Genomic DNA, 13,123 nt, shown 5'->3' with positions numbered 1-13,123 from the left:
TACCTGCGTATAGGCCCATGAAACCTGCCAAGCCCACCTTAGCCGTGCTTGGCCGCAGCGGCGGCGTGCCCGCTGATCTCCGCCCCTGCGTCGGGCGCGAATTTCAGGTTCCAGAACGTCGCGGTGAAGGAAATCGCCGTGACAATCCAGAATGCCACCGAAAAGTCGCCGATCCGGGGAGCATCGTGGCCGTTGGCGATGGTTGTCAGATGCAAGGCCACTGCCGCCAGGCATATCCCGAGCGACAGCATGAGCTGCTGAAATGTCGAATAGAATGCGGTAGCGCTGCTCATGTGCTGCTTATCCACGCCGTCGTACGCGATGGTGTTGTAGGCAGTGAACTGGAACGACATGAAAAACCCGCACAGCATGAGGGTGCCGAACATCGCCCACACGGGCCAGGACGGCCCGAAGAAGCCGCATACGGCGTAGCCCAGCGTGGCGATGCCGCCGTTCCATACCAGCGAGCGCCGGAAGCCTAAGCGGCGCAGGATGCGGGGGGCCAGGCTTTTCATGGCCAGCGAACCGATCGCCGTTGCCACGGTGATGGTGCCGCTGCGTGCCGCCGAAAAGCCCAAGCCCACCTGCATCATCAATGGCAGCAGGAACGGCTGCGCGCCTTGGGTTATGCGCGTGATGGAGCCCGCGATTACGGACAGCCGGAACGTAGGATCACGCAGCAATCCCAGATCGAGGATAGCATCCTTGCGCCCCAGGGCGTGGCGGACATACAAGAACCCGGCAAGCGCGCCGACCGTGACAAGAGTACCTGCCATCGCACCTTCGCCAGGGCGGCTGACCATTTCAAAGCCGAACAGCAGGCAACCCAGCGACACCCCGCTGAGCGCGAAGCCGAGCGTGTCGAAGCGGGCGGGATTATCCTCGCGAAAATTGGCGATAAAACGCCCGACCAGCCAGAAACCCAGAACGCCCATCGGCAGGTTGATGTAGAATATCCACCGCCAGTCGAGATAAGTAACGATAAAGCCGCCAAGCGGCGGGCCGAGAATGGGACCGATCAGCGCGGGCACCAGCAGCCAAGACATCGCGTTCACCATGTCACGCTTGGCGACCGAGCGTAGCAGCACCAGCCGGCCCACGGGTATCATCATCGCCCCGCCGATCCCTTGCAGGAACCGCGCGGCGACCATCATTTCCAGAGAGCTGGACTGTCCGCAAGCCAGGCTGCCCAGCACGAACAGCAGGATCGCGCAGCGAAATACGGTGCGCGATCCAAATCGGTCTGCGATGGTACCGGATGCCGGGATGAAGATGGCCAGCGCCAACAAGTAAGATGTGAGTGCGACGCTCATTTCCTGCGGGCGAATGCCGAAGTCACGCGCCATCGTGGGCAGCGCCGTCGCCAGCACGGTCGAGTCCACGAATTCCATGAACAGCGCCGAGGCGATGATGAGCGCAACCAGCCGATAATTGGCGCCGGACGTTTCCGGGCCGTGGTCGCTGGTTCTCGCAAGCGCGCCGCCAGCGGGCACGATGCCATCGCGCACTTCGGCATTGACGGAGGCAATCCCCCGGCGGCGGGGCCTCAACATGAAGCCTCTGGCGATATGGTTACGGCATGGATCATCGACGATTCCGGATAGTCGGACTGAAAAGCGTTCGTTTGCACCCTTTTGAGATAGGGAGGCGACAAGACAGGCGCGCTGGCAGGGCCGCTATATAGCTGCGGTGCAGCATGTGAAAACCCCGGACTGCAACGCAGTTCCTCGGCGTAATCTTTTCCCGCGTTCAACCGGACATTTTAAAACGCAAGCGGCGACGCCTTTTCCGCAATCGGAAAGGGCGCCGCCGCTCTCGATATCTGCGGCTACTTGTTGTAGCCGATTGCCTCAGGCCGCATCGACCATCACGATCTCGCTATCCTCCAGCGCGGTGATGCGCAGCACATCGACATCCTTGATCGCCGCACCGTCGCGGGCATTGACCTGCACGTCATCGATGCGGACAGATCCGGTCGCGGGCACGAGGTAGGCCTTGCGGTCCCGCCCCAGCGGATACTCGGCCACTTCGCCGGCCTTCAAGGTCGCGCCCAGAACCCGCGCATCGGTACGGATCGGCAACGCGTCGTTATCGTCTTCGTAGCCCGACGCCAGAGTGACGAAACGGCCGGACCGTTCGCCCTTGGGGAAGGGCTTGGCGCCCCAGGATGGCGCCTCGCCGTTGCGAGTGGGGACGATCCAGATCTGGAAAATGCGCGTCTCCACGTCCTCGAGATTGTATTCGGAGTGGCGCACGCCGGTACCCGCGCTCATCACCTGAACATCGCCCGCTTCGGTGCGGCCCTTGTTGCCAAGGCTGTCCTCGTGGGTGATCGCGCCTTCCCGAACGTACGTGATGATTTCCATGTCGCGGTGGGGGTGCGGGGGGAAACCGGTCTGCGGCGCGATAATGTCATCATTCCACACCCGCAGGTTGCCCCAGTGGACGCGGGCCGGATCATGGTAGTCGGCGAAGGAGAAGTGGTGCTTGGCATTGAGCCAGCCGTGATTGGCGCCGCCAAGGCTGTCAAAAGGTCGCAGTTCGATCATCTCGGGTCTCCTCATAAGAAGCGGCTGGTAAGGTTCGCTTCGTGTTGAGACCGATGTAGGCCTTGCCAGCTTTCCTGTGCAGAGGCATAAGTTTGCATCATTTGTTCGAGAAAGCTGAATAGTGAATACGCCCGGCACCCCCACCCTCGATCAGATCAGGATACTGCTGGCTATCGTCGATTGCGGCAGTTTTGCCGCCGCCGCGCGCAAGCTCAACCGCGCGGTATCGGTGATCAGCTACGGCGTTGCCAACCTGGAGGCCCAGCTGGGTGTCCTGCTGTTCGAGCGTGAAGGCACCCGCAAGCCCAGGTTGACCGACGCCGGCCGCGCTGTCCTCACCGAAGCGCGCAACGTGGCGCAAGGCGTCGATGGCTTGCGCGCCAAGGTGAAGGGGTTGCTCGAAGGCCTGGAGGCGGAAGTCGATCTTGCCGTTGACGTCATGCTGCCGGCGGAGCGGCTTGGCCAGGTCCTGCGCGGCTTCGCGGCGGAATTTCCCACGGTGCAACTGCGCCTGCATGTCGAGGCGCTGGGGGCGGTAACGTCCATGGTGCTGGACAAGGAGGCGGTAATCGGCGTGTCAGGGCCGTTGTCCAAAGGCGTGGAAGGCATCGAAAGCCGGCTGGCCGGCGCGGTAACGATGGTGCCGGTCGCCGCGCCGGACCATCCACTGGGACGGATGACGAAGATCGAGCCGGGCGCAGCGCGCGAATATACGCAGCTTGTGCTGACCGACCGGTCGCGCTTCACCGAAGGTCGCGAATATTCGGTCATCAGTCCACGCACGTGGCGGCTTGCGGACCTTGGCGCCAAACACGCGTTGCTGCGGCAGGGCATCGGCTGGGGCAACATGCCACTGCCGATGATCGAGGCGGACCTGTTTTCCGGAACGCTGGTGCAACTGGCGATGCCCGATCACACCGGCGGCATATATCGGCTCTCCGGCATCTGGCGCCGCGACACGCCGCCGGGCCCAGCGGCATCGTGGCTGCTGGACCAGTTCGTGGTGCTGGGCGCAGACGATCGCCCGGTTACGGGCATGGCGGACATTTAACGCCCGCATCGCAGCGCTAATGCCGGTCAGGACATCGCTGGTGGCGAGGGCACGGGCGCATCATCGGGCAGGGGGATAAACTCGGCATCGTCGGCATCCGGCAGTTTCATCCGCCCGGCCTTCCAATCCTCCGCGGCCTGTCGCAGCCGGTCCTTCGACGAAGAAACGAAGTTCCAGTACAGATGCCGCTCGCCCACAGGCTCCCCGCCCAGAACCATGATGGTGGACGGTGCCACGGCGCGAACCTGCGATGCCGCGCCGGTGACCACCAGCATGTTGCCCGCCTCATGACGGGCACCGTCGATCTCCACCGCGCCGGTGGCGACATATACGGCCCGCTCCGAAAAGCCCGACGGTATTTCGGCAACCGCCCCCGCTTCCATGTCCAGATGAGCGTAGAACAACGGGGAATGGGTCTGCACGCCTGCCGTCAGCCCATACGCGCTCCCGGCGATCAACTGGCCTTGCACGCCGCCCTCGTGCCACTGTGGAAGGTCGTCTCCCGCATGGTGGGAGAATGCCGGCGCTACTTCTTCCTGCCCGTCCGGCAGGGCAACCCAGGCCTGGATGCCATGCAGATGATCGCCCACCGCTCGCGCCTTTTCGAAGCGTTCCGAATGGGTGATGCCGCTGCCGGCCGTCATCCAGTTCACCTCGCGCGCGCGGATCGGCTGATGCGATCCCACGCTGTCGCGGTGCACGATCTCGCCGGAAAACAGATATGTGACCGTGGACAGACCGATATGCGGGTGCGGCCGCACATCAAGGCTGCGGTCTGCCCCAGCCGCTACGTCCAGCGGGCCCATATGGTCGAAGAACACGAACGGACCCACCATGCGCCGCTGCGCGAAGGGCAGCACCCGGCCGACATCCAGCCCGCCGCCAAGGCTGCGGCGGCGCTGCGCGATCACCATTTCTATCATGCCGGTTCACCTTTGCCGATGCTGCTCTTCGCGGCTGTATAGCCGCGCAGCGCAGGGTGAGCCACCCCCCGCACCGACGCCGCAACCTCAGCGCTTGTCCAGCGACCTGATATATTCCGGAATATCCATCAGCGGCGTCGTCCAGTTCGCGCGGTCAAATATCTGCGGCGTCTTGGCCTCCAGCGTTTTACGGGCAGCCGCCGGGATCTCGTCGATAGACCGCAGCTTGGTGCCGGCCGCCCGTCCATAAGTCCGCCCCGGTTTCTGTCCCATGCCCAGCCACGGGTGCCACGAACCCATGTTCTGGAAATGGCAGACCGCCGGCGCGCTGGACAGCGTATCGTCGAACGCGGCCTTCGTGCTGCATGTGACGGTAGAGATCGTATCCCAGTACGATACCTTTCCGCTGTAAAGTTCGGGATGATCCTTGGCCGCTGTGGGGTTGGGGCGGGCCATGCTGGCGGACGAGGTCAGGAAGAACGTCCCGCCGAAAGCCTCCATCCGGGCCGGATGCGGGGTTAGCTCCGCGCCCATCGCCCGAATGCCGTTGGCGCCGGTGACCACGGTGAACGGGCCGCCCAGGAAATGGAACACCTCGCGGGTCTCCCCGGTAATCGGGTTGGTCCAGGTGTCGAGCGCTTCGTCCGTGCCGAACTTGCAGTACGCGCCGCATTCGAACGTCTTGGCTTCGTACTCGTCATTGGGCAACGGACGCCATTCGTTGACGCTCAGATGGTTGAGCGTAAAATACGGAACCAGATTGCCTTCGCCGGTATAGCCATACAGATCCAGGCGATAGAAGATCGGAATCGTTTCCCGCCCGCAAGAGCCGCGAACGCGCGCCTGGACCCGGGCCCGGGTTGCGGGATCAGCAAGGCGGCTTGCCACATCGCCATCGGTGACGGGGCCGCGTGCGGCAGCCACCGCCCGGCCAGCAACCGCCCCTGCAGCGGTCAGCGAAGCCGCGATCGATCCTGCGACCATCAGGCCTCTGCGCGAGACATTGGTATCCATCGGAGCTTCTCCATTCATGATAGGATCGCGTTACCGCCGGTTTGCTGTCGGCAAGCCGCGGATCAGCGTATTGGGAAGGATGCTGTTGTCCCATTCGCCTGCCCCGCCGGCTGTTGGCGCGGGCGGGGTAGGCCCCATGCGCAGCACGATCAGGCGGTTCGCCGGAGATACCTGCACGGTCTGGTTGGAATTGCCGTCGAACAGGAACAGCGCTGGATCGAGGTAAGGCTGCGAATGCAGCACCTGAGGCCCCAGCTGACCAGGCGCGCCGAAACCGCGGCGTTGCAGGTAAGGCTCACCCAGCCAGATGCCCAGCCCGAAGCTCGGGTTCTGGGGGGTGCCCTTGCGCATCTGGGCGACGTAGCCGCGCGGCAGCAGCCGCTTTGCGTGCCATTGCCCATCATCGAGCAGCAGCACCGCCAGCCTCAGGAACGTTTCTGCCGGCAGTCGTGCACAGCAGCCTGAATGCGCCAGACCGCCAGGCTTGCCGACCCAGATTTCGCCACCCTGCGCGCCAAGCGGGCGGAGCACTTCCCGGGACACGAAATCGCCATAGCGCTGGCCGGTGGCCCGTTCGATCACCACCGCCACCAGATCGGCCGGCGCGTTGGCGTACGAATACAGCGTGCCGGGCTCCGCGATCATCGGATAACTGTCCACAATGCGCTGTCCGAAATCGACATCCAGAAAGGCGCGATTGTAAGGGTTCTTCGGATCGCGGCTGAAGCCCTGGTGCAACATGCCTGAACGCATATCGAGCAGGTGCCGAAGCAGGATGCGCCCCTTTTGGGTGCCTTTCGTCTCCGGCAGAAAATCGCTGATCGGCTGGTCGAGCGAAGCGATCTTGCCAAGGGCAATCGCCCGACCGACAGCGATGGCCGCCAGCGGCTTGGACAGCGATTTCGAGATGAGCGGCGTGGTGCGATCGACACCCTCGCCATACCATTCCCGCTCGATCTTCCCATCCCGCCACACGATGAACGCGCTTGAGCGCATGGCTTTGGCATACGCGGTCGCGCTGTCGAGCGCAGCGGATGCGATCACTGGCCGCGCGGCCAATGGCAGCGGCTGCCACCGCGCCGCACCGCGCAGTGGTTCCATCGGCGCATATGGGAAGTTACCCGGATCCGCGACGAAAGCGGCAAGGCGCTGGCGGTAGACCGCCTCATCCTGGGCGGACGGTGATGTCGGCGTCTGCGCCGCGACCGGCGTCAGCGACCCCAAAGCAGCTGCCACAGCAAGCAGGCGCGGCCACGTCTTGAAGCTCACCCGGATCATTGCTCGGGCACCTGGGCAGTGGCGGCGATAACGTCGAGTTTGGCAGTCGAGGGGTTGGCGATACTTTTTGCCGCCGCGTCCATCGTGAAATCCATCATCGCCTCGCCGCCCTTGGTGTAGGCAGACCAGGGCGGATTGCCGCTGCCGTTAGGGTTTTGAGTCTTGACGAAATTCACGACGTAGCGATTGGCCAGGCGCGCTGCGGCGCGGTCCTGCGGTGTTGTGCTCGCCCCATACCGCGCCTCTACCGTATCGAAAAAGTACGGAATGTCGGTGGCGTGCGGTGCGCCGTCCCGCCATTTCGCCCGCATCGCATGCGCCACGTACCCAAAGCGATAGACGAAGGCCTGGCTGCCAAGGTGCGTGGCGTGGCGCGCCACGAAACGGGCGGGTTCAGCCATGTACTGGTCCCGGGTGATCTCGTAGCGTAGCGCTTCGAACGGACGCGTGCCATCCGGATCGTAGGCCTTGCGGATTGCCTCGCCATGCGAACCGAAACTTTTGAAAAGCTGCGTCTTGTCTTGCGCGAAGGAAAGCCCTGCGTCCGCGCTGGTCCATCCGATCATCACGGGAACACGGGCCATGGCACCTGCTTCCATCGCGGTATCGCTGGGGCGGGGTACGACGCTGCGATCCGCGACATAACCGCCGATATACGTCATCGGCGTTCCAAGCCGATCGGCGAAAAGGTTTTTTCCCTGGACCTGCGCGGCGGGTAGCCGGCGCAAGGCCGCCAAGGCATCCGCGCTGGTGCCCTCCACACCTTCACGTTTGGCGAAATTGAGGCCCACCTGCTCGCTCGCTTCAAGGGTGGCGGTGCGCAGCAACGAACGCCCACCGCCCGACATCGAGATGGTGCCGCGAAACAGCCCACGCGCTGACGGCACAGTCAGCATGTTGATCACCGACGTGCCACCGGCGGATTCGCCGATGATGGTCACTTTGGTGGCGTCGCCCCCGAACGCGGCGATGTTGTCACGCACCCAGGCCAATGCAGCCACCTGGTCGGAGACCGCGAAGTTGCCTACGGGTCCCTGCTCCGCCGTCAACGCCGGATGCGAAAAGAAACCAAACCGCCCCACGCGGTAATTGAAACTGACGAAGATCACACCCTGCCGCGCGAACGCCGACCCGTCGTAGATCGCCGGAGACGTGCCACCGCCGATGAACGCGCCGCCATAAAACCACACCACTACCGGCAACTTTGCGCCAGGCCGCGCGGTCGCCGGTTTCCAGACATTTAGATAAAGACAATCCTCGTCAGGCGTGGTCCGCAAAGGCGCTTCGTCGCCTGGAAACGGGTTTTGCATGCAGTCATGGCCGAACGCGGTGGCGTTGCGCACCGCGGGCCAGGCCGCAGCCGGACGCGGAGCACGCCAACGCAGGTCACCCACAGGCGGCGCGGCATAAGGGATGCCCAGAAACACGGCAACGTTGCCCGCATTGACGCCGCGCAAAGCCCCTGCCGAAACGGTAGCGGTCGGCGCGCTACCTGCGTCACGGGCGTGCGCGCCAGCTTGCAGCGTGACGAAAGCCGCCAACGCCGGGATCATCGCTTTTGCTGTGCGTCGTGCTGAATGCTTCATTCAATGGTTACCATACGTAAAAAGGGGTCAGGCCAAACCTTCAGGCCGGAACTTTCAGCCGGCGAAGCAAAATGCATTCTGCCGGCTGAAAGGTAGGGTCATAGCTTAGAAATTGATTCTGAATTCAACGCCAGCAGTCCGCAACTCGGGCAATCCGACCAGAACCGCCGAGTAGGTGGACAAGTAGCGATAGCCTTGCTCGATCGTCCAGTTATCCGTTGCGCTGGTGTACGCCTTGTTGTTGAAGGCATTGTTCACAAACACCTGAAGTGACTTGTTCCCCCAGGTGGCGCCGGTGCGGAAGTTGAACTTGTGCGCATCGCTGGTCTTGGTGGTATTAGCCTGGTTCGTATAGAAACCGGACTTGAAGTTCCAGTCACCACGCAGGAACCACGTGGTGTTCTCCTGACCCTTCACGTTGCCGCCGATCTGAATACCAAGATTTGCCGAATACTTGGATGCATTGGGCATTTCGTAGCCGGTGTAATCGGTAATACCGGTAAGCGCCGTGATCGTTGGGCTAACAAACGAGCGGATGTCAGTCATGTTGAAAGCAGCACCACCATCAATCGTTATCAAGTCGATCGGACGCCAGGCGAACTGCCCTTCCACGCCGTACAGATCAACCGAGCCCGAATTAGAGTACCCGCTGACGAAAGCCACATTTTCGATGCCGTTAGTGAAAGTGCCGTCCGGCACGGTCAATAGGATCGAATTGATCTGGTTGCGCCACTGCGCATAATAGGCAGAAACTGCATACGTAAGCGAACCGCCAAACAGACGGCCCTTGACACCCATCTCGTAGTTGGTGAGCTTTTCCGGATCGACTGTCAGCGTCATTCCCGCATTGGCGGCGGCCTGCTGGATTGATGCTGTCTGGCTCAGAATGCCTGTGTTGAACTGCGCGGGATTTATGCCCTTCGCCCACGATGCATAGACCATAAGGTCAGGCGTTGCCTGGAAATTTAGAATCACGCGCGGCGTAAAGTTCTTGAACTCTTTTTCAGCGAGCAGTGTGCCCGGCGCGTATACGCCCGCCGGAACAAATTGTGAGCCGCGTACAGTCAGACCGGACGCCGAAACGTAGGAAGCCAGCTTATCGATCTGGTAGCGTCCTTCGACACTGAGAGAGAGCTGGTCGGTGAAATCATACGTCAGGCCAAAGTACGCGCCCTTGGTTTCGCTCTGATCCTTACCGCCCTTGGAATAGCTGGTGTTCGAAGCCGTCGACAGCCCGCTTGCAAGCGCGCCATACGTCCGGGCGTACAAGTAACTGGCGCCTACCACGCCGCGCAGCTTGCCGAAGTCGAAATTCAGCCGCGCTTCCGTCGACCAGTCAAGATTGTCGCGCTCAATAACGTACGGAAAGTCGAAATAGCCGTCCGGCGAAAACGGCGATGCAAGCATCGACGTATCGTATCCATCCAGATCGATCAGCGTGCTCCACTTTTCGCGATTGTAACCGCCCAGCACCGACAACGACAATTGGTCGTTCAGTTCATAATCGAGCGTGGCATGCGCATGCCGGGTATGACGCAGCAGGCCATAGTGATCGACGGTATCTTCTGGAGAAACCACGCGATTTGTGTCGATGGCGAGCAAGTTGCGCAGATTGGTGGTGACCGTTGTGTTGGCCGACACCCCGTTGATCGTGCGCGGCAAGGTCCCGCAGATATACGGATTACCGTTCAGCACGCAGTTGGACTGGCTGGCATAGATCAGGTTGCCGTTGGTATCGCGAATGTTCTGCGCCAGGATACGGGTCTGCGCGGACGGGCCATCGTCATCCTTGGCAATCATGCCGAACAGCTTGATCGTCAGCTTATCGGTAGGCTTGGCGACGATCAGCAGCGTGCCGGTTGCGGTGGACTGATCACCAAGGGTCTCGCCGTTGGACTCGTTGCGCCACGAGCCGTCTTTCGAGAACTTTTCGCCCGTCACGCGGAAAGTCAGCGCATCACCAATGATGGGCCCTTCCAGTTCACCCCGGACGCGATAATTGCTGCGCGTGCCGACCATGCCGGTGGCAGAGCCGCTCCATTCGCCTTTGGGGATCGAGTTCACCACGTTGATGGCCCCGGCAAAGGTATTACGGCCAAAATAGGCGCTTTGCGGGCCCTTGAGGATTTCGATGCGTTCCGGCGCGCTGATCGCGGTGAAGGCCGAAGGCGAAGCGATGGGAACGCCGTCGATGAACAACGACGTCGTCGTTGCCAAGGTAGTGGACGGCGTCATGCCGCGCAGGATTACCTGCTGAAACGAACGGTCCGCGTGCCCCGAAGAACTGTCGTTAATGTTGATACCTGGCGTCGATGCGGCCAGATCCTGCATCGTCTTGATGCCCTTGATGTCCATCTGCTCACGCGTGATCGCAACGACGGTCACGGGCGTCTTGAGGATATCCTCCTCACGTTTACGGGCCGTAACGACGATGTCACCCGGCGAAGAACTGGCCTTTTCTTCAGCATCCTGCGCCATCGCCGGACCGGCCTGAACAAGAAACGCCGCGATTACCGGGATCGATGCCATCGCGTAAAATAAATTCCTGGATTTCCCCATAACTTTTCCCCTTGGTGTCATATTGACATAATATATCTTCAATCGGCAACGCATGTGTCGCCAACCGGTCAGTCTAATCCGTTTGTAATCACCCCATGTATCGCCGCGTGTGTTGATCTTGACCTCACGCAAAGACGAACGTCGTTCAACTTTCCCAGAGTTGCTCGATCAGTGAACCGGGATCGTCGAGTATTGCTGGAAATTTCTGGCGCGTCGCCTCGATCCAGGGTTTTGGCAGGTCAGAGATACTGACACCTAGGCGCCCGCTGCCGATCGCCGTCAGGTGCCCCGGACGCCCCGCCATCCCCATCCACGGTCGCCAATCGACGACGTTGGTGAACGTGACTTCACAGGGAATGCGCCCAAGATCGCCCCGCGACAGATCGGACACCCGACCATGCAGCGTGACCATCTCGTTGTAATGGAACGCAGGCTTGCCGGCCGGTGCAGGAATGCCTGCGCGGGTCACTGCTGAAATCCAGATGTCGTCGCCGCGCACTTGCGGGGCCTTGATCACGTGGTCGAACGTGGCGCCGGGCGGCAAATGGGGCACCTGCATTTCGCCGGTCGGCGAAAAGGTGATCCGGCTGGGCGGCAGATTGCTTTGCGGGTCCGTTACCCATGCGCCAGTGTACGGATTGAAGAAGCGCCCCGGCGCCTTGCCCGTGGCGGGGTCGAAGAAAAAGGCAATTTCGCCCGTGACACCATCATAGCCGCCATCCGAACGCCGCCGGTATCGCGAGAATGTGACGCCCACGACGTCCCAAAGCGGGGTCATCTCGGCATTGACCACGCCAAAGTAGCTCCCGCTCAGGTAGCCGATGACCAGCCGCTCATCCAGGGCGCCGTGCATCATCATGTAAGCACGCAGACGCCCCGCAGGCGTATCGAGTGAAGGGCCCGCCATCTTTGCAGAGGCTAGCGCCGCACCGGCGTGCCCCGCAAACAATCCCGCTGCGGCTACGCCAAGTGCACCACGCCGGCCGAACGTCATGCCCATGTGCAAAATCCTTCATCAAGGCCAGTCATTGTCCGACCCCCTCGTGCTGAGCTTGACGTTTGCGCGCCAAGGGCGAAACGTAACCTGGCACTTCGGGCGGGACCTCCTCGGCATAGGCCTCCAGCGTTCCGCGCACGCCTTCTTCCGGGCCATCAGTCGGTTCTTCGAGAAGGTCCGGCCGATCGCGCTGCACGCGCTTGAGTACGACGGGGGGGATATCCTCCTCGGTGCCGGTGATCTTGTAGCTATGCATGCGTCCCATAAGGACGCCGGCAACACCGCTCTGGCCCATCTTCATCCAGGGCCACCAGGGGCCCTGCCGGGTAAATCCGGCGTGATAGCGCGCGGAAGGCAGGGACCGATCGTCGATCTCGTCCGCCGGTGTGCAGATGCAGAAATGTTCGGAAGGGTTGGCGATCGTGCCCGTGGACGCCTTGGGCCAGCCCTCCGGAGTTACCGGATTTGTATATTCGTGCGCATAGTCCCACGACAGCAGGTACTGATCGCCCACCCGATTCCACGGCAACCGGAAAGGTTCGCCCTTGCGACTGGCGCCCTTACCCATATCGTTGTTGAGGGTCTGGCTGTCACCGACGTTGAAAACCATCTGTTCAAGACCCAAAGTCCCGCGCCAGCGATCGTTGAGAAAGGGAAACACATCCACTTTCTCGCCCGTCCATGGATTTTCCCAAACGTCCATGATCTCGCCCGTGGCAAGATCGGTGAAGTACCCGCACTCTTTGCCCAGAACTTTGACGGTACCGTCCGGTTGAATAATGTTGCGTGTATTGCCAAAGCCATAATAGCCAAACAAAGGCATCGCCCGCTTCGTACCGATGATGGCATATTGCACACCATAGTATCCAGATTTTACAGACTTGGGGCCGATAGTTCCCCACATCTTTGCAAAACCATACAGATTATCGCGTGGGTCCAGAACATTTATCGGCCTGATGTGCGGATTTTTCAGAGCTGATCCAGCAGCGGCTGAAGTGGCTGAGCCAGCCATAATGGCCGCTGCACCGCATATACCGCCGATCATAGTGCGCCTGTTTACCGCTGCATAGATACTATTGAAAATCATGACTGAAAATCCCGTAAGGAATAGTATCTGCGACAAATGGCGTATTTATCTGCGCTGTACTCTACAGTCTCTATGTATA

The 13,123-nt window shown here is 61.4% G+C and carries 10 protein-coding genes; 1 reads left to right on the top strand and 9 read right to left on the bottom strand.

Annotation, left to right across the window (positions count from 1 at the left end):
* Nucleotides 1-38: 38 nt before the first annotated feature.
* Together ASE49_RS16465 and ASE49_RS16460 are read right to left on the bottom strand one after the other, a co-directional pair.
* On the bottom strand, nt 39-1,553 hold the full coding sequence (locus tag ASE49_RS16465) for an MDR family MFS transporter (protein WP_056775056.1): 1,515 nt from the start codon (nt 1,551-1,553) through the stop codon (nt 39-41).
* Nucleotides 1,554-1,850: 297 nt separating this feature from the next.
* On the bottom strand, nt 1,851-2,549 hold the full coding sequence (locus ASE49_RS16460) for a pirin family protein (protein ID WP_056775047.1): 699 nt from the start codon (nt 2,547-2,549) through the stop codon (nt 1,851-1,853).
* Between the two features lie 121 nt (nt 2,550-2,670).
* Between ASE49_RS16460 and ASE49_RS16455 the strand changes: the two genes are divergently transcribed.
* Nucleotides 2,671-3,600, top strand: coding sequence for a LysR family transcriptional regulator (locus ASE49_RS16455; RefSeq protein ID WP_056775044.1), 930 nt, complete (start codon nt 2,671-2,673; stop codon nt 3,598-3,600).
* Nucleotides 3,601-3,626: 26 nt separating this feature from the next.
* Here ASE49_RS16455 and ASE49_RS16450 read toward each other — a convergent pair whose 3' ends face one another.
* The 7 genes from ASE49_RS16450 to ASE49_RS16420 all read right to left on the bottom strand — a co-directional run bounded on the left by ASE49_RS16450 (nt 3,627) and on the right by ASE49_RS16420 (nt 13,044).
* Nucleotides 3,627-4,523 carry a pirin family protein gene (locus ASE49_RS16450; protein WP_056775041.1) on the bottom strand — a complete coding sequence of 299 codons (897 nt, stop codon included), beginning with the start codon at nt 4,521-4,523 and terminating at the stop codon, nt 3,627-3,629.
* An 87-nt stretch (nt 4,524-4,610) separates the two neighbouring features.
* Entirely contained in the window at nt 4,611-5,537 is a 927-nt protein-coding gene (locus tag ASE49_RS16445) for a DUF1838 family protein (RefSeq protein WP_056775038.1), read from the bottom strand.
* Nucleotides 5,538-5,567: 30 nt separating this feature from the next.
* The gene (locus tag ASE49_RS16440) at nt 5,568-6,815 is read right to left on the bottom strand and encodes a serine hydrolase domain-containing protein (protein ID WP_056775035.1); all 1,248 of its coding nucleotides are present in this window, start codon (nt 6,813-6,815) and stop codon (nt 5,568-5,570) included.
* Nucleotides 6,812-8,401 (bottom strand): carboxylesterase/lipase family protein, encoded by a 1,590-nt coding sequence (locus ASE49_RS16435; protein WP_200922080.1) that lies wholly within the window; start codon nt 8,399-8,401, stop codon nt 6,812-6,814. Before ASE49_RS16435 ends, ASE49_RS16440 begins: the two co-directional genes overlap by 4 nt.
* A 105-nt stretch (nt 8,402-8,506) precedes the next feature.
* The gene (locus ASE49_RS16430; RefSeq protein WP_235523030.1) at nt 8,507-10,930 is read right to left on the bottom strand and encodes a TonB-dependent receptor; all 2,424 of its coding nucleotides are present in this window, start codon (nt 10,928-10,930) and stop codon (nt 8,507-8,509) included.
* Nucleotides 10,931-11,105: 175 nt separating this feature from the next.
* Nucleotides 11,106-11,960, bottom strand: a complete 855-nt coding sequence (locus ASE49_RS16425) for a DUF1838 family protein (RefSeq protein WP_056775030.1) — start codon at nt 11,958-11,960, stop codon at nt 11,106-11,108.
* Between the two features lie 25 nt (nt 11,961-11,985).
* Entirely contained in the window at nt 11,986-13,044 is a 1,059-nt protein-coding gene (locus tag ASE49_RS16420) for a DUF1838 family protein (protein WP_082456534.1), read from the bottom strand.
* Nucleotides 13,045-13,123 lie beyond the last annotated feature (79 nt).

Source organism: Novosphingobium sp. Leaf2, assembly GCF_001421325.1.
Taxonomy (GTDB): domain Bacteria; phylum Pseudomonadota; class Alphaproteobacteria; order Sphingomonadales; family Sphingomonadaceae; genus Novosphingobium.
The sequence above is the reverse complement of the archived record's forward strand: the minus strand, read 5'-3'. Positions and strand labels throughout refer to the sequence as shown.

Coding starts and splice junctions, on each gene's coding strand:
- ASE49_RS16445 (WP_056775038.1), bottom strand. CDS start 5,537: ATGGATACCAATGTCTCGCGCAGAGGCCTGATGGTCGCAGGATCGATC.
- ASE49_RS16450 (WP_056775041.1), bottom strand. CDS start 4,523: ATGATAGAAATGGTGATCGCGCAGCGCCGCCGCAGCCTTGGCGGCGGG.
- ASE49_RS16460 (WP_056775047.1), bottom strand. CDS start 2,549: ATGATCGAACTGCGACCTTTTGACAGCCTTGGCGGCGCCAATCACGGC.
- ASE49_RS16465 (WP_056775056.1), bottom strand. CDS start 1,553: ATGTTGAGGCCCCGCCGCCGGGGGATTGCCTCCGTCAATGCCGAAGTG.
- ASE49_RS16425 (WP_056775030.1), bottom strand. CDS start 11,960: ATGGGCATGACGTTCGGCCGGCGTGGTGCACTTGGCGTAGCCGCAGCG.
- ASE49_RS16435 (WP_200922080.1), bottom strand. CDS start 8,401: ATGAAGCATTCAGCACGACGCACAGCAAAAGCGATGATCCCGGCGTTG.
- ASE49_RS16440 (WP_056775035.1), bottom strand. CDS start 6,815: ATGATCCGGGTGAGCTTCAAGACGTGGCCGCGCCTGCTTGCTGTGGCA.
- ASE49_RS16430 (WP_235523030.1), bottom strand. CDS start 10,930: ATGGCATCGATCCCGGTAATCGCGGCGTTTCTTGTTCAGGCCGGTCCG.
- ASE49_RS16420 (WP_082456534.1), bottom strand. CDS start 13,044: ATGATTTTCAATAGTATCTATGCAGCGGTAAACAGGCGCACTATGATC.